Source organism: Solibacillus sp. FSL H8-0523, assembly GCF_038051985.1.
Lineage (GTDB): Bacteria > Bacillota > Bacilli > Bacillales_A > Planococcaceae > Solibacillus.
In genome coordinates this window covers 125472-142354 of the sequence record NZ_CP150291.1, presented here as the reverse complement: position 1 = coordinate 142354, position 16883 = coordinate 125472, and the positions used below count along the sequence as shown (strand labels likewise).

20 protein-coding genes are annotated in these 16883 nt (G+C 41.2%); 2 read left to right on the top strand and 18 right to left on the bottom strand.

What is annotated here, in order from left to right; all coding sequences use genetic code 11:
* Positions 1-27 precede the first annotated feature (27 nt).
* From NSQ62_RS00720 to NSQ62_RS00670, 11 genes are all read right to left on the bottom strand, one after another.
* Entirely contained in the window at positions 28-690 is a 663-nt protein-coding gene (locus NSQ62_RS00720; RefSeq protein ID WP_341322040.1) for a glucose-6-phosphate isomerase, read from the bottom strand.
* The gene (locus NSQ62_RS00715; RefSeq protein WP_341322039.1) at positions 690-1400 is read right to left on the bottom strand and encodes a silver transporter; all 711 of its coding nucleotides are present in this window, start codon (positions 1398-1400) and stop codon (positions 690-692) included. Before NSQ62_RS00715 ends, NSQ62_RS00720 begins: the two co-directional genes overlap by 1 nt.
* Positions 1366-2253 carry an ABC transporter ATP-binding protein gene (locus tag NSQ62_RS00710; protein ID WP_341322038.1) on the bottom strand — a complete coding sequence of 296 codons (888 nt, stop codon included), beginning with the start codon at positions 2251-2253 and terminating at the stop codon, positions 1366-1368. The genes NSQ62_RS00715 and NSQ62_RS00710 overlap by 35 nt, the downstream gene beginning before the upstream one ends.
* 5 nt (positions 2254-2258) lie before the next feature.
* The gene (locus NSQ62_RS00705; protein WP_341322037.1) at positions 2259-2630 is read right to left on the bottom strand and encodes a GntR family transcriptional regulator; all 372 of its coding nucleotides are present in this window, start codon (positions 2628-2630) and stop codon (positions 2259-2261) included.
* A 445-nt stretch (positions 2631-3075) separates the two neighbouring features.
* Positions 3076-3468, bottom strand: a complete 393-nt coding sequence (locus NSQ62_RS00700; protein ID WP_341322036.1) for a Na+/H+ antiporter subunit G — start codon at positions 3466-3468, stop codon at positions 3076-3078.
* The gene (locus NSQ62_RS00695) at positions 3446-3730 is read right to left on the bottom strand and encodes a Na(+)/H(+) antiporter subunit F1 (RefSeq protein WP_341322035.1); all 285 of its coding nucleotides are present in this window, start codon (positions 3728-3730) and stop codon (positions 3446-3448) included. The genes NSQ62_RS00700 and NSQ62_RS00695 overlap by 23 nt, the downstream gene beginning before the upstream one ends.
* Positions 3727-4209, bottom strand: a complete 483-nt coding sequence (locus tag NSQ62_RS00690) for a Na+/H+ antiporter subunit E (protein WP_341322034.1) — start codon at positions 4207-4209, stop codon at positions 3727-3729. The genes NSQ62_RS00695 and NSQ62_RS00690 overlap by 4 nt, the downstream gene beginning before the upstream one ends.
* Positions 4210-4222: 13 nt before the next feature.
* On the bottom strand, positions 4223-5707 hold the full coding sequence (locus tag NSQ62_RS00685; protein ID WP_341322033.1) for a Na+/H+ antiporter subunit D: 1485 nt from the start codon (positions 5705-5707) through the stop codon (positions 4223-4225).
* Positions 5700-6038 (bottom strand): Na(+)/H(+) antiporter subunit C, encoded by a 339-nt coding sequence (locus tag NSQ62_RS00680; protein WP_341322032.1) that lies wholly within the window; start codon positions 6036-6038, stop codon positions 5700-5702. The genes NSQ62_RS00685 and NSQ62_RS00680 overlap by 8 nt, the downstream gene beginning before the upstream one ends.
* Position 6039: 1 nt before the next feature.
* Positions 6040-6462: a Na(+)/H(+) antiporter subunit B gene (locus NSQ62_RS00675; protein WP_341322031.1), complete on the bottom strand. Its 423-nt coding sequence runs from the start codon at positions 6460-6462 to the stop codon at positions 6040-6042.
* Entirely contained in the window at positions 6449-8860 is a 2412-nt protein-coding gene (locus NSQ62_RS00670; RefSeq protein ID WP_341322030.1) for a Na+/H+ antiporter subunit A, read from the bottom strand. Before NSQ62_RS00670 ends, NSQ62_RS00675 begins: the two co-directional genes overlap by 14 nt.
* A gap of 343 nt (positions 8861-9203) precedes the next feature.
* On the opposite strand from NSQ62_RS00670, the gene NSQ62_RS00665 reads away from it, so the two are divergent.
* On the top strand, positions 9204-9887 hold the full coding sequence (locus tag NSQ62_RS00665) for a universal stress protein (protein WP_341322029.1): 684 nt from the start codon (positions 9204-9206) through the stop codon (positions 9885-9887).
* Between the two features lie 51 nt (positions 9888-9938).
* On the opposite strand, the gene NSQ62_RS00660 is transcribed toward NSQ62_RS00665, so the two are convergent.
* Positions 9939-11144 carry an MFS transporter gene (locus NSQ62_RS00660; RefSeq protein WP_341322028.1) on the bottom strand — a complete coding sequence of 402 codons (1206 nt, stop codon included), beginning with the start codon at positions 11142-11144 and terminating at the stop codon, positions 9939-9941.
* Positions 11145-11225: 81 nt separating this feature from the next.
* Here NSQ62_RS00660 and NSQ62_RS00655 point away from each other — a divergent pair, with 81 nt between their 5' ends.
* Positions 11226-11927: a DUF421 domain-containing protein gene (locus tag NSQ62_RS00655; protein WP_341322027.1), complete on the top strand. Its 702-nt coding sequence runs from the start codon at positions 11226-11228 to the stop codon at positions 11925-11927.
* On the opposite strand, the gene NSQ62_RS00650 is transcribed toward NSQ62_RS00655, so the two are convergent.
* The 6 genes from NSQ62_RS00650 to NSQ62_RS00625 form a co-directional block, all read right to left on the bottom strand.
* Positions 11911-12618, bottom strand: a complete 708-nt coding sequence (locus tag NSQ62_RS00650) for a CBS domain-containing protein (RefSeq protein WP_341322026.1) — start codon at positions 12616-12618, stop codon at positions 11911-11913. The genes NSQ62_RS00655 and NSQ62_RS00650 overlap by 17 nt on opposite strands.
* 169 nt (positions 12619-12787) lie before the next feature.
* Positions 12788-13570 carry an ABC transporter permease subunit gene (locus NSQ62_RS00645; protein WP_341322025.1) on the bottom strand — a complete coding sequence of 261 codons (783 nt, stop codon included), beginning with the start codon at positions 13568-13570 and terminating at the stop codon, positions 12788-12790.
* A complete protein-coding gene (locus NSQ62_RS00640) occupies positions 13557-14459 on the bottom strand; it encodes an ABC transporter ATP-binding protein (RefSeq protein ID WP_341322024.1) in 903 nt (300 codons plus the stop codon). The genes NSQ62_RS00645 and NSQ62_RS00640 overlap by 14 nt, the downstream gene beginning before the upstream one ends.
* Positions 14456-14656, bottom strand: a complete 201-nt coding sequence (locus NSQ62_RS00635; RefSeq protein WP_341322023.1) for a PLD nuclease N-terminal domain-containing protein — start codon at positions 14654-14656, stop codon at positions 14456-14458. The genes NSQ62_RS00640 and NSQ62_RS00635 overlap by 4 nt, the downstream gene beginning before the upstream one ends.
* A gap of 3 nt (positions 14657-14659) precedes the next feature.
* Entirely contained in the window at positions 14660-15772 is a 1113-nt protein-coding gene (locus tag NSQ62_RS00630) for a helix-turn-helix transcriptional regulator (RefSeq protein WP_341322022.1), read from the bottom strand.
* A 153-nt stretch (positions 15773-15925) separates the two neighbouring features.
* Positions 15926-16873, bottom strand: coding sequence for a carbohydrate kinase (locus NSQ62_RS00625; protein WP_341322021.1), 948 nt, complete (start codon positions 16871-16873; stop codon positions 15926-15928).
* Between the last annotated feature and the right edge of the window lie 10 nt (positions 16874-16883).

Genomic DNA, 16883 nt, shown 5'->3' with positions numbered 1-16883 from the left:
CTCAATTCATTGAAAGTTTTAGGTGGTTTAATACCACCCACCGCTATCAATGATATTGAACTGCTTCGGAACATTCAAGTATAAAATACGATTTCCGACGAATTCATCCGTTCGATCATTCCATCTTTCGTCGTTAAGCATTTCCAATGACATATTAATTGTCTTCCTCGTAATGCGACTTTCCTTGTCTTTTATAAAGATTGTATTATTTTCAAACGTAATCTCTGGAGCCTTTACATAGGGCGTCATATAAACACGCTTTATGTAAATCGGTGTTTCGTAATAGCTCGCGGTAATGGTATTCTCTGGGGTATCTACCCAGTTAATGACCGTATGAATGTGGCGTAGCCCCCCATCACGATTCACTGTAACATCTTCAGCACTTGGTTCAAACATTTCCGTGAATTGTAACTGCTCTTGTTTTAGCACCGTAAAATCACGCATTTTTAACCGCTCCGTCATTTCTTCATTTTCAGCGAGTTGCTGCACAATTACATCCTTTGATTGTGCCTGATCCATATCCTTTGACGCAATGAGTAAATACGTAAACGCCACAAGTCCACAAAGTGCATAAGTAATTACAAAATAAAATGTGCGCTTCGGCTTCCAAATACGAAATTTCGCCATAAAAATGCCTAGTAAAACGATAAAAACAGCCGGCACCATCGTAATTATTAAAACCATACTCATCAACGATTCACCTCTCGACGTAGGCGCATAACAAAAATCGCACCCCATAATAAGACGACATACAAGCTACTACGCCCAATAATTTCTGCACTCGTTGTCCCAAATACAGCACTCCAACTATCTACGCCGTACATGCGAATGAGTAAAAATAGCAGAACTGTGAGTAAACCAAGTAGCACCTTTGAAAACTGAAACACCGTACGGATAAAGTAACCCATTGTACTCGCCACAAGCATACAAACAATAAACATCGCCATTGTACTTACCGAAAAGAATTGATTTTCGACCACAAGCGGTTCATTCAGTTTCAGCATCTCAATTGCGACACTTATACAAAGCATACAAACCGATGAAACGAACGTAAAAATTGACAGTAGCACAAAAAAGAAAAAGGTCGATACTACTTCCGTTTGATTCGTTGTCACAATTGAAAACTGATCTCGCGACAACGCACCTGATGCAAGCATCCAGCCAATACCAAGCATCAGGATAATGCTATATAAAAACGCTACGTCTAATGTATACGTACGCGCTTCAAATGATAAAAACGAACCTCCCGTAGAAAATGAACCGGTTCCACCCGACGTCAGAAACCCTAAAATAAGATGCACTAAAATAATCGTACTGAACATCGAACTACTCGTCTGACACTTCCATTTCACTTGTTCCCATACATTACGCGCCGGACTCACCGTTACGATAGATGTCATCAATAGAACCTCCCTTCGTCGTCGTTAATACTTTACACACGTCACTTGCCGTTAAATTTTGCTGGCGCACATTGTCTGGTAGTGGCACATCATTACTGCGCACAATCGCTTCAAACAGTGGCCCGTTTTCCCGTGTTAACAGCACGTCACATTTCGCTAAATACGGCGCGACCTGATCCTTTTGCCCAACAAGCTTTACGGCGATGTTTTGCACTTCATCTACCGGCGCAAAAAGCTCAACCTGTCCTTCATGAAGTAGCAAAATATCTTCGATTAAATGCTCCATCTCATTTAAGTAATGGCTTGAAATAATCAGAATGCGCGGATGTGCTAAGAAGTCCTTTAAAATCACACGATACATATCATCGCGAATCGTTTCGTCCATACCATTCATTGGCTCATCTAGTAGCGTCACCGCACTACGGCTCGCCATGCCGTATATTAAATTGAATGCTGCCTTTTGCCCTTTAGACAGCTGATGGTGATGATTTTCATCCGCAATGCCACTAAATTTCAACAGTTCAAACGCTAAATCAAGCGCAAAATTCGGATAAAACTTCGGTGCGTTTTGCAAAATTTCTTTTAGCGTTAACACACTTGGAAACGTCATGTGGGCCTCAACCAAAATCGTATTCGCAGCGACCGTTAAGTTTTGAAATGCTTTTTTCCCAACAACTTCTATCGTGCCACTCGATGCGTTTAGATGGCCTGCAAGCATTTTTAATAACGTCGACTTGCCGACCCCATTACGACCAATTAAACCGACAATTTTTGGTTCATTTATTTCAAAAGACACATTCGCTAAAATCATTTTTTTCCCATAACGCTTTTGTAGTTGTTCGCATAAAATCAAATCGCTCACCCCTCCTGTTGAATATGTTGTATTAAGCTAATAACATCCTCATCCGAAACACCTAAACGCTTGGCTTCTTGTACAAGCTCCTTTGCTAGCTGTGTTAATGTTTCATTTTTACGCGTTGCAATAATCCGCTGTTTTGCATCAGCTACAACAAACATCCCAAGTCCCCTCTTTTTATATAGAATTTCTTTTTCTACTAAAATCGTTAATCCCTTGCCCGCTGTTGCTGGATTAATATTGAAAATTTCGGCGAGCTGATATTGCGAATACACTTTGCCATCTGGTAGTAAACGGTCAGCAAGAATTTCTTGCTCCAACCAATCTGCAAGTTGCATATAAATAGGCGTTGTACTTTGCGCGTTGAAATCCAAATGGATCCCCCCTTCTTTCTTAATCAGTACATTAGTGTTGTAGTGTACTATATAAAAACTTAGCGTATTTGTCAATTAAACGAGAAAAACTATCCACATATTCTTTTTATCCACAGAGTTATCCACTGTTTCAACAGTTACACACAATTTAAGCACGCTTTTTCAACAACTTGTCCTTTAGTTATCCACAAAACGAGCATAATGATGGGGAAACTCCTGCTATTAGACGGTTACATGCTTGTGTGGATCTTCGTTTTTTCGTCCTAATGCTTGCTACTAAACGTACATATTTTCCTTTTTTCCTACTTTTCTCGCTCCTACTTGCGTGCTAATTACGAGTTATACACAAAGTTATCCACATGTATCCACAGCAATAATTTTTTTGCGTATAAAACAAAAAAAGCGCCACAAGTTTTGTTAATAACTTGTGGCGCTCTGCATCAACTTATTTCATTTCTTCTCCATCTGACTTTACTTCACCGTCTTCTTCTCCAAACAATACCGGCTTTAATGCATCATCCCCTGAACCTTCTGCAAGCGGTACACGTGAACGATACGCAGCGCGACATACTAAATGTCCCGCAACCGGTGCTGTAATAAATACAAAGACAATCCCTAAAATCAAACGAATACTCACATAGCCATCATGAATCCAAAAATACACGAACGCACCGAATAAGCACAATAGTACCGATAACGTCGCACTTTTCGTCGCTGCATGTGAGCGCGTATACACATCTGGCAAGCGAATCATGCCGTATGCACTAATGACACTAACAATCGCGCCAAGTAAAATGAACAGTGCCGCCATTAACTCAATCAGTTGATTTACGCTCAACGATGACACCTCTTTCAATGTATTTCGAGAATGCGATTGTTCCGATAAATGATAAAATCCCTAAAATTAAAATCGCCTCTAAAAATGCTTTCGTCTTTAACACAATAGAAATAATCGCTATTGCCGAAATCAAATTCACACTAATCGTATCCAACGCAATCGCTCGGTCTGGTAAGGATGGCCCTTTAATCACACGTACAAGTGACAACGCAATCCCTACCATAAATAACACTAATGATGCCTTTAATATTAAATCAATCATTGTGTCACCTCCAAGATGGCCATTTCAAATTTCCCTATCGAACGCAGCACCGTTTCTTTTGATTCCACAATGTCCATGGCGTGAATGTAAAACGTTTTCCCGTCTTCTGATACTTCCATCACGACTGACCCTGGTGTTAACGTTAAAAGCAATGCTAACGCTGTTACTTGCCAATCACCCTCAAGACATGTTTCATATGTAAAGATGCCCGGCGTAATTTTAAGTTGTGGGTCTAGCACTTGCTTTAACACCTCGACGCTCGATAATAATAGCTCTTGAATAAATAACAGGATGAGCTTCAAAATCTTTAATACACGGCGTAAGTAAAATTGCGTACCGAAAAATCGGTGCATCGCATATAAAATCAGCATCCCGACAAAGAAGCCTGACATAAATGTTGCAAAGTCAGCATTCGGGTCATCCGCTAATAAAAACCATAACGCCGCAATAAATATATTAATAATAAATTGTCCTAACATACGCTCACCCTCCTTACTTATTCGTATTTAAAATCGCGTCAATATAAACAGATGGGTTGGCTAACGTATACGCCGCGTCATTTACATAAACAGCAATTCCCTCCGCGCCAACACCTAGTACAATCATGCATATCGCTAAAAGTACAAACGACACATACGCACCTGTTGGAATCGGCTTTTTATCTTCCTCGCTAATCGTCGCTTCCCCAAAGAAAGAGGCTAAGAAAATACGGAGCAGTGAGTACAGTACAATAATACTAGAGCCAAAGCCTAACGCTAATAATACGTAAGAACCTTGTGTGACCGCACCTTGCCCGATTAACACTTTGCCGATAAATCCACTTAGTGGCGGAATTCCGATTAGTCCACACATTGTTAAAAAGAACAGCCAACCGAATAGCGGATAGTTTCGAATGAGTCCGTTCATGTTTTTCACGACTATTTCGCCTGTCAGCATGACCATTGTGCCAATTAATAAGAACAATAGCGCCTTTGCGATCATGTCATGAATTAAATAATACACAGCCCCAGCGAAAGCCTCTTCATTGCCAATCGCAAGTGCCATCAAAATAAAGCCGACGCCAATAATGACATTATAAGAAGCAATCGTTCGAACATCTTTACCTGACAACGCCCCTAGACAGCCTGCAAGTATCGTCAGCCCAGCCATCACACCAATCACCGTGTGTGTAATCTCCGGCTGTAGTGGGAACATTAGCGTAAAGGTACGGAATAACGCATAGATCCCGACTTTCGTTAACAGTGCGGCAAATAGTGCCTGCACCGCGGTTGGCGGCACACTATACGAGCCTGGTAGCCAGAAGAATAACAGTAACCCGGCTTTTAGCGCAAAGACCAGTAAGAAAATAAACGACACAAGTGTTAATAACGGCTCTTGCCCAACCTCTGCTACACGCTGTGCAATATGTGCCATGTTTAACGTTTTCACTGTGCCGTATAAATACGCTAACGCCACTAAGAACATCCATGACGCCACCACATTAATCAATACGTATTTTAATGATTCACGTAGCTGGAATTTCTCTCCACCAAGTGCGATTAACGCATACGAGGCAAGTAGCATGACTTCAAAACAAACGAATAAGTTAAAAATATCGCCCGTTAAAAACGAACCATTTACCCCTGCAATTAAAAACAACACAAACGGATAAAAGTACATTTTTTCACGCGCTTCGCCAATTGTCGAAAACGCATAAATCAAACAAATGGTCGTAACAATACTCGACGTTAAGACGAGCAGTACAGAAAACGAATCCGCCACAAATAAAATCCCAAACGGCGGTAACCAGCCACTAAAATCAAGGCGCAAAATGCCCTCTGTTTGAATAAGCTGCAACAGGACAACCGATACCCCGCTTACGAAAATCATCGTAATCAGACTTACGATTCGTTGTAATTTAATCTGATCATGTAAAAATACAAGTAGTGCCGCTGTAATAATCGGCACGATCATAGGTAACACTAATATATTACTCATCTGATGACCCTCCAAGCTCCTGTAAGTCATCGCTGCCATTCGTTAAATACATCCGATACGCAAGGACAAGTAAAAATGCAGTTACCGCAAAACTAATAACGATCGCCGTTAAAATTAACGCTTGCGGCAAGGCATCTGTAAACGGTGCAGCCCCCTGTCCTAAAAGCGGTACACTTCCTTTTTTCAAGCCACCTACCGTCAGTAATAAAAGGTGCACGGCATGTGACAAAATCGCTGTTCCGACAATGACACGTAACACACTACGAGAGAGGATTAAATAAGTAGCAACTGCTACGAGTATGCCAACAAGCACAATCATTAATGATTCCATACTATTCATCCTCACTTATATTTAAAATAATCGTCACAAGTGTCCCAACAACCGTCAGCGCCACTCCCGCTTCAAAAATCGTTACCGTTGATAAGTGCTTTTCACCAAGTAGCGGAATATCAAAATAGCCATCCGTTTGTGTTAAAAAGGGTGCATCAAAAAATAACGAAGCGACCGCAGTCCCTGTCGCAAGTAACACACCAAGCGCTGCAACCCTTTTGAAATCAAACGGCATTCCTTTATGCACAGTTTCGATATCGTACGTAATGTAGAGCAGTACAATCCCCGAACCAAGCACCAAACCACCAATAAAGCCGCCACCTGGTGCATTATGTCCAGCAAAGAACAAATACACCCCAAGCGTAAAGACGATGAATACAACGAATCGTACAACGGTTTTTAAAATCACATCATTTACTTTCAACGTCTGTATCCCCCTTTTTCGCCTTTAGCTTAATGAGTGTGTAGACGCCAAGTCCTGCAATAAATAGTACGACAACTTCAAGCATCGTATCGAACGCACGGAAATCACCTAAAATCGTATTGACGATATTTTTTCCGCCCGCCAAATTGTACGCGTCTTCAAAGTACGCGGAAATCGGTTCGAACTTATCATAGTTCATGACCGCCAAACCAATTAAGGTTACCGTAGCCCCCACTGCAATTGAAATAGTCGCCTTCGTAAATTTCCAAGCCTTTGATACTTTTTCTGGCTGTAATTCCGGTAAAAATTTAAAGGACAGTAAGAATAACGCGGTTGTGACAGACTCTACTACAAGCTGTGTTAACGCCAAATCTGGCGCACGGAATACCACAAAGAAGAACGCCACCGAATAACCAAGTACCCCGTTTAGTAAAACCGTCGTAATGCGATGCTTCGCAAAAAGAATCGCGACCGCTGCGGCAATCATGACAAACACTAAAATTAATTCGTACGGCTCAATGACCGAATCATTTGCTGGATTCCAGCTAAACAGATCTGCATAAATCATATAGCCTGCTAAAATCCCGACAAAAACCACATAAATATAAATGAAGTAATACGTTAAATTGCCATTCATATAACGGTTTGTAATCGTGCCTGAATAATGTTCCCCTGAACCAATAACGCGTTCATAAATACCATTTAGCGTATAGTTCGGCGGAATTAACTGATACATGGGACGCCACTTTTTCAGCGTTTTATATAAGAAAATCCCGACAATCACTACTCCAAACGTCATAATCAATTCGGAATTAATATAGCCATGCCACGCTGCAATATGTGGGGTCATTTCTTCAGTTGATGGGAACGTTGGATAAATACTCGCCATCGCCGGACTTAAAATATAATGCCCTAACACATTTGGGAAGATGAAAATCCCAATCACAAGTGCAATTAAAATATACGGTGGAATTAGCATCCCAATCGGCGCCTCATGTGGCGGCTTTTCTAAACGATCTGGCTGTAATTTCCCAAAGAACGTGCGCATGACAATAATAACGCAGTAAATAAACGTGAAAATACTCGCGATCCATGCCACAATCGGGAATACTAAACCAAATGAATCAAGTGAAAAAATATCTAATTGCGTAATTTTTAATGTGGCAGCAAAGAACATTTCCTTACTTAAGAAGCCGTTAAATGGCGGTAACCCGGCCATTGAAAAACTGCCAATTACTGCAATCGTAAACGTAAACGGCATCAGTGCCATTAAGCCACCCAGCCGACGAATATCACGTGTACCAACTTCATGGTCGACAATTCCGACCATCATAAATAGCGCACCTTTAAACGTCGAGTGGTTAATTAAGTGAAACAGTGCAGCAAATGTGGCCTGCGTATAAATAACCGATTCCGCCGTATAACCAAAATGCAAGGCTGCAGAACCAAGTCCAAACAAGCTCATAATTAACCCAAGCTGACTAATTGTCGAATACGCAAGCAGCGCCTTTAAATCGAATTGACGTACCGCGTTAAATGAACCCCAGAATAACGTCATTAACCCGACGCCGCTGACAGCCCAAAACCATACCTCATGCCCACCAAAAATTGGTGTCGTACGCGCAACAAGATAAATCCCGGCCTTTACCATCGTTGCCGAGTGTAAGTAAGCCGAAACTGGCGTTGGTGCTTCCATCGCATCTGGTAACCAAATGTGGAACGGGAACTGCGCGGATTTTGTAAAAGCCCCCAGCAGCACTAAGCACATCGCTGGCACAAAGTAACCGCTCCCCTGCACAACATCTAAATTCGTCAAAATTTCACGAATACTAAATGTGCCTGAAGCAACATATAACATTAAAAATCCGGCTAGCATGGCCACGCCGCCAGAAACGGTAATTGTCATTGCTTTACGCGCACCTGCACGCGAAGCTTTACGGTGATGCCAAAACGCGATCAATAAGAACGACGATACACTCGTCAATTCCCAAAACGCATACAGCACCATTAAATTGTCGGAAAGTACAACACCTAACATTGCCCCCATGAATAATAGCAAGTAGCAATAAAAGTGATGCAAAGATTCTTTTTTTGATAGATAGAAAATAGAATAAAGTATTACTAAACTTCCTACACCGGTAATGAGCAACGCAAAAATCATACTCAAACCGTCTAAATAGGTCGTTATGTTAATACCAAAAGAGGGGATCCACTCGAACGTGTAGATAAAGGTTTCACCACGAGCAATTCGTGATATATACGTAGCTAGAAACGAAAATAATACGACAGGCACAACTAAAATAAACCATCCTAAATGAATGCTTTTAAAACGCCTGTATATAAACGGAATTAAAGCCGCAGCTAAAAATGGAAGTAAAATCGACAATACAACAATCAAAAGCAAAAACCTCCTACATACTTAAAGTCAATGTACGCTATGTATAGTAATGTCGGTTAAATAATGACACTTGACTAACCATTTAACTCACTTCATAATAATGTGGCATATAGAGAAAGTATCCTTCCATTTATGGATAGGCGAAACGGAAATTATAACCAATCGTAAATTATTATGTAAAAATTACTAAACGCCGTGAAACATTACAGTTTTAAGTATACAATAATGATGTATGGAATGCACTGTAATAGCATCATTTTTAACTCTTTTATACTGAATTTCTCAACAACAATTTATCTTCCATAAAATATTAATAGAACAAGAAAACGAGGTGCGAACTAAAATGAAATACGTAAAAGGCCGCTTGGATGAAAGTATTTTAGTTTGTGTATATTACGGAAAAAATGGCGAGCGTTTAATTCGTCGTGGACACAAGCTAGCGACTTTACTAGATTGCCCACTCTACGTTTTAACGGTCGACGCCAAACCACTAGATGCATTTGATGCGGAAAAATCTGGCTACATTGAACAATGGAAACAGCTTACAGAAGAGCTAGAAGTAGAAGAGTTCATTGTAAAAGATAACGAAAAACGCCCGATTCATAAAGTCATTACAGAAATTGCGATGGACTTTAATATTACACAAATCATCGTAGGTCAAAGCGCACAAAGCCGCTGGGAAGAAATTACGAAAGGCTCATTCTTAAACGTTTTACTGAAAGAAGTGCCATTCGTAGATTTCCACATTGTATCGGTAAAACGTCCTTCTGAAGACGAGCTGATCGATGTTTTTGAAAAAGGGGTACGTGCTTACTTAGTCGAAGAAGGCGAGCACTTTAAAGTAGCGTTCATTTGTCCAAAAGTTGTCTCACTTGAAGGCATATTCTTTAAGGAAATCGGCACAGATTTTGATAATGGTATTTTCAAATTTGCCTATGATGCCAAAATGCATGAAGTGAATATTACGGAGGGCCTTGTAACAGATCCCGAAAAAATACCACTGGCATGTCGCCCAGTAAATGAGTAAAAAATGCATGATTCCACTGTTGGAGTCATGCATTTTTATTTTGCTATAACATTAAGTCGTTTTTCCAACCGTATCCTTTGGCAAGAAAAACGCGACAAATAATAGGAATGTCAAAATCGACACTGCAATCATCGTGAAACGAATGCCCATCGCATCCATTACCATACCAATAACAACAGAACCAATCGCACCCATTCCAAAAGCGACACCGACCGTTAAACCCGCCATTGTCCCAATTTTCGAAGGCACTAATTCCTGCGCATAAACAACCGTTACCGTAAAGCTAATCATTATAAGTGCCCCTATGATCATGAGGAACAGTAGCGCGACATACAGCGAGACAAATGGCAGCGCTAAGCAAAACGGAATCGGCACAATTACCGATAGTAGAATAATATTTTTCCGTCCGAATTTATCTGATAGTGGTCCACCAAAAAAGGTCCCTACTACCCCTAAGGCCATAAAAAGAAAAATAAATAGCTGTCCGCGCTCCACTGAAATCCCGTACTCTTCTATTAAATAAAACACATAAAAGCTCGTCATATTCGTCACATAAAAAGAACGGGCAAAAATAATGAGTAGCAGCACAACAAGTGCATAGCCGATTTGTTTTTTCGATAACGGGGGCAATGACGAAATGAGTACTTTTTTGACTTTCGACAATTTTTCCGCCTCTAGCTGACGCTTATACCAAGCGGCAATTTTCGTTAATAAGAAAATACCGATTGATGTGAAGACTAGCACCATCGCCACGCCATTCATCCCAAAAGGCAAAATAACAAACGCACTTAGTAACGGTGCTAATGCTTGTCCCGAATTCCCGCCAACTTGGTAAATTGACTGCGCTAACCCACGCTTATTGCCCGCCGCCATAAACGACACGCGCGAGCCTTCCGGATGAAATACCGCCGAGCCAAGCCCTAAAAAAATGACCGATACTAAAATCATCCAATACTCGGTAGATAAAATTAACAGCGATAGCCCAATAAATGAGCTGACCATTCCAAACGGCAACGCATACGGCACGGGACGCTTATCAGTCATAAATCCGACAGCCGGCTGTAGTAAACTCGCAATCATATTAAGTACGAACGAAATCATCCCAAGCTGCGTAAATGTTAACCCTAAATCACGCTCAAGCAGCGGAAACATTGCTGGAATGACGGCCTGCATCGTGTCATTGATTAAGTGACACACACCAATTGCGACCATAATCGGATAGACGGGATTGGACTGTTTTACTGTAGTTGTCGACATATTTTCACATTCTTTCTATTTTAAAAATCGCATATTCCCACTATTTTTTGTCCATGCTACCGACTACAAGGAGTGATGTCAATGGAATTAAACTTAGCTGAAATGTTAATCCGCTCAAGCTGTGCATTTTTTGCGATTCTTTTACTTGCACGCGTTATCGGAAAAAAACAATTAAGCCAGCTGACGTTCTTTCATTATGTTACTGGTATAACATTCGGCTCCATTGCCGCTGAAATTTCTGCTCAAGTCGAAACACCCTTTTTAGATGGACTGGTTTCACTTATCTGGTGGACAGTGTTGACACTATTCGTAAGTTATCTATCATTAAAATCAAAAAAAGCACGTGTTTTATTTGATGACAAACCTATGATCCTTATCCAAAATGGCGTTATTTTAAATGACAAATTAAAAAAAGCACGACTTCATACCGATGAACTTGCGATGTTACTACGCGAACAAAGTATTTTTTCATTTGATGAAGTGCTCTATGCCGTTTTTGAAACGAACGGCCAATTAAGCGTCTTAAAAAAACCACTCGCCCGCACAGCAACAAAAGAAGATGTCCACGCGGCTGCACCCGCTCCGCAGTATTTACCGACAGAGCTCGTATCGGACGGCCAAATCATTATAGAAAATTTAGCAGAGTTGCAGTTAACGGAGGAATGGCTCACTAAAAAGTTATCAAAGAAAAACATTCAATCTGTCGAATCATTATATTATGTACAAATTTTAGAAAACGGCTCACTTTATATTAGCAAGAAAAATGCTAGTCCACCTTCATAATGTCGATTGGTGTAACAATCCCAATCAATTTCTGGTCGGCTTGGCCATGCTCAGTAATCAGAAGTGCTTCAAAACGACGACCGCGCTCTACGCCGGTTTTAAAAATTTCTTCCGCTTCATAGATCGTCATAGAACGACTAATAAATCGGTAATTTTCCGTGTTTTTTTCATGATGTAAAATATCTTTTAATGTTGGGTAATCCTTAGGTAAATCTGGCTTGTCTCCCGTCATTGTCGTAGCAAGCCAGTTTGTAATTCCTACCGTTGTTAACAGGCCTTGAAATTGCTTGCGCTCGTCATAAACAGGGAATTGCGTATACTTTTGTTTATCAATTGCCCTTAACACCTGCTGCAGAGAATCCTTCGTTTCAAACGTTAAGACAGGCTTACAAAATAATTGCCCAACAAGCTTAGGTTTCGCTAGCACCTGATCAATCTGCTCGATTCTTTCAACAACGTCCGTATGCGGCTCCGCAATGACATATTCCGTTGATGTTCGATTGTGAACAATGGCATTACGTAAATCTGCATAAGAACGCAAATCATCCTCATATTTTCGGACAAGTGGACTCTTCCTTTTCGCCTGATCCACTAAACGATAAAACGCCATAAAATCCTTTGTACCAATGATGTCACGCATCGTATGGTCAATGCGATTAAATGCGGTTAAAAAACGATCTGAATTTCGCATAGCAATCCCTCCTCGTTAACTATAGCTAAAAACTATTATATTCTTAATTTTTAGAAAAGTTAACGTAAAAAAAGATGCTACAGAGAAAGTTTCACACTTCCGCCGTAACATCTCTTATCCGTTAACCATCTGTGACATCTGCAGGGGCTTTAACCCGAGCTGAATTAAGTTAAATTTTCACTTTACTGCTATTGTGCTTACTCATCACAATACCGAACATCATACTAGCAACCATGAGCACGACAACAAACCCAAACGTCCACCAATAATGTTTCATGAGTACGCTATCGGTAACAAGCGCCAGCCCGTAATTCGCTAGCTTCCACGGTGATATTTCCCAAAATCCTCCGATTACCTGATCAATGAGCAGTCCGAAAGGTATGAGCACAATGGTAATCGTCGCTGCTACCGCAGTTTGAAATGCCGCGCTCATCGCGATTGTCAGTGCCATTACAAAGATTAACCATACACAATACGTGCCAACCATCGCAAAAAATTTCAGCCAGTCCACTGTGCCATAGAGAAGCGCCGTGTAATACATACTCCCGGCATACCCTGCCACCGCGCTTATTACCGCAACAATGCTTGCAACAACCCATTTACTTAAAAATAACGCACGAAACGAAATGGGGCGTACATATAGAAGTGTAGCGGTACCATTTTGGCGCTCACGACTAAACGTTCCGATATAGGCCGCAATAAGCACGATAATCCCAATCAATTGAAATTGTCCCGTAGAAGCAGCGAGTAAATCTACCGGTTTTAGCTCGGGCATGATCATTTCGAATCCTTCTGGCATATTGCCAACTGCCTGCAAAATATCATCCATGAAATAGTTCATGAGCGGATCACTTACTCCTAGCAGTAAAAATACGAGTGGAATCCAGATAAGCTTGAAGCTGCGCCAGCTATCGCGCCATTCCTTTAACAGTAATGCGTTAAATTGCTGCATCGTCACCCGCCACCTTCATAAAGATTTCCTCTAAGCTCGCCGTTTGACGCGCTACTTTTAACACGTCAAATGGTGAATTCGCTAACCGGTTCAGCAGCTGGTGCATCGTCGGCTGTGCGTCTACGATTTCAACGTAAGCACATGCCCCTTCGCTCACGGCAGGTAGCTCTGACTGACTTGCAAACTGCAAAGCATCGATTTCCGTAGCAAATGTGACCTTAAAACGTGGTGCTTCAAATTTCGCCTTCACTTCTGCCAGAGATCCTTGCTCCACTAATCGACCTTCACGTAAAAATAATAGTTGGTCGGTCATTTCCTCGGCATCATTTAAAATGTGTGTCGAATAGAGAATCGTTGTGCGCTGTTGAACTTCCTTTAACAAGTTCATCACTTCACGACGCCCTACTGGATCAAGTGCCGATACCGGTTCGTCTAACAGTAATAATTTCGGTTCATGAATGAGTGCCTGTGCAATACCTAAACGCTGCTTCATCCCACCTGAAAAAGTAACCGTTTTTTTATGCATTGCTTGTTCTAAGCCAACAAAGCTCAGCATCTTTTTACACTTCTCTTTGATTGTGCGTTTTTCAACGCCACTTAAATTCGCGACCATCTCCATATATTCAAGCGCCGTTAACCACGAGTAAAACTGCGGGTACTGTGGTAAAAAGCCAATTGCTGTGCGTACATCCTTTACGCCCGGCATCACAATATCACCCGTTGTCGGTGCCATTAAACCTGCAAGCATCGAGAGCGTTGTCGTCTTACCCGCACCATTTGGTCCAATGAGTGCCGTTGCGGTGTGTGGTGCAAGTGTAAACGACACATCATCCACGACCTTTTTTGCAGCAAACTGTTTGGTTAACTGATTAACTTCAATCGTCCTCATTGGCTTTTACGTCCGATAATGAAGTAAGCAATCGGTCCAAGTGTACTCCCAAATAGTGAAATAAGCACCCACATCCATTTTGGTCCGCGCGTGTCGTGAATGCGCACAATATCAACAATCGCCAAAAGTGCTAACACAAGCTGTAAAACAAGTAATGGGGCTACTAACGCCCAAGGAATATTCGCTAACTGATCCATAATTTAACCTCCTATACGTAAATGATGTTGTAAATTTGTTATTAGGTTTTTATAAGCCGCATTGTCTTTTAAGCTTTCAAACATTGGATTCGTCGCAACGCTTTCATAAAGGGATTTTTTAATCGAATCATCGTCTCGTGGTGTTTGCGAGCTCAGCATGACTTCGCGCTTTATCCAATTTTCAAGTAAATAAAAGTAATCGTCGCCTTTAAGTCGAAGCGGGAATTCCATGTGCAGACAAATTTTCACGTAACGCTCTAAATAACGTAACGCTTCATCTGTACGATTTTGCATCGCAAAGCCACTCGCCGTGCGTAAATAAAACACCAAGGCCGTATTCACATTCAGTTTTTCAATATGAAACGTCTCCGTCACTGCCTCGACACGTGTCACGATTTGCTCAAAATATGCTGGGTTTCCGATTTCGAGCATTAATAGCTCACTCGCATTGCCGAGTAACCCCAGTAAATATTGGTATTGATTCACCTGATGAATTTCCTTCGCCTTCTCCACATTGCCAAGCATCGTTTGTGCCATCGCGATAAGCTGCTCCGCGCCAAGCTGTACTTTCGCATCCTCACCAAGTAGTGTTAATACCTTTTGCGGTGCACCTTGTAAAATATAGCTCAGTGCCTCTAGCATCGTAGCTTCATTTACAAGCTTATAGTCTCCACTAAATTCCTTCACTCGTGTGCACAGCGTCTGAATTTTCTCGACAGCCTTTTCTTTGTCTGTTGCTACGTTAAAATAATTTGCATACAGCAGCGCGATTTTAAGTAGCAGTGGAAAACATGAATAATACTCATTAATAAGTACTTGAATTTCTTGATCTACTTCCTCATACGGATACTTCGAAAATTTCTCTGCTAGTTCCGCATACGTTTTAAAGATACGTTGTTCGGTCATTTGGGGCTCATAGCCAAGTAAATCATCAATCGACACATTAAAATATGCGGCAAGCTTCGGCAAGATCGAAATATCTGGATAGCTTTGACCTTTTTCCCATTTCGAAACCGCTGCTCTTGATACCCCCACATAGCGCGCAATGTCCTCTTGCGTGACATTTAATGCTTTACGCTTGTGCGTAAAAATCGTTGCAAATTGAAAATTGTTCACATCGCTTCACCTCTTTGCTTTCATTATAGAAATAATTTACACAAATTAGTAGCGAATCCTCGTTACATTTTCAAACTTTAGTCAACTAATAGTTGCGTATAAACAAAAAAATAAGGAAGCCCACTCTCCAGCCGGGCTTCCTTACGTTTTTATTTATTTAATTAAATGCTTAATTTCTTCGTAGCTTGGTAAAGCCGTTAATGCGCCTGCTTTTGTCGCCGCAAGTGCACCGAGCTTGTTACCGAATGCTACACATTCTACTAAATCTTCTGTTACTGTCGGTAAACCGTTAAAGTGTACATAGCGTAGTACGCCCGCCATAAATGCATCTCCAGCACCCGTTGTATCAACCGGTACAATACGTTTTACAGGTACATGCGTTACTTCACCATTTAATACCGCATAGGCACCGTCGCCACCAACCGTTACTAAAATAATCGGCACTAATAGCTCGTCCAACTTCGATAAGCCTTCTTCAATTGTTGTTGTTTCTGTTAAGAAAAACAACTCTTCATCCGTTAGCTTTAAAATATCCGCATCTTCGAAAAATGAGCCAATTGTTTCGCGACAAATTTCTTCAGATTCCCAGCGTAATGGTCGAATGTTGGCATCAATTGCGATAATTGCGCCTTTATCCTTGGCCATCTCTACTGCTCTTTGCGTTGTTTTTAACGCAGTCGGTTCAAACATTGTCCCTGAGCAAACATTAAAGATTGAAGCGTGCTTAAATGCTTCCTCTTGTAATTGCTCTGGTGTTACTTGTAAATTCGGCGTCTCATCAACATAATCTTTAAATTCGCGCTCACAGTTTTCTGTTAAATGCACATACACACCGCTTACACGTTTTGCTGGATCAAAAATGGAAAAATCCATATTTACGCCTTCACTGGCGATTTCCTCGCGACAAAACTGTGACGTTTCATCATCACCCGTAATCGTAATTAACGCTGAAGGCGCGCCAATTCGACTAATCCCTGCTGCAACGTTAATCGTTGCTCCACCTAAAAACTTCGTAAATGACGTATTTGTTTGGTCATTTGCAATATAATCAACGAACGCATCCCCATAGATGAGAACAAATTCTTTGTCTAACTGGCTCATGAATTGTCTA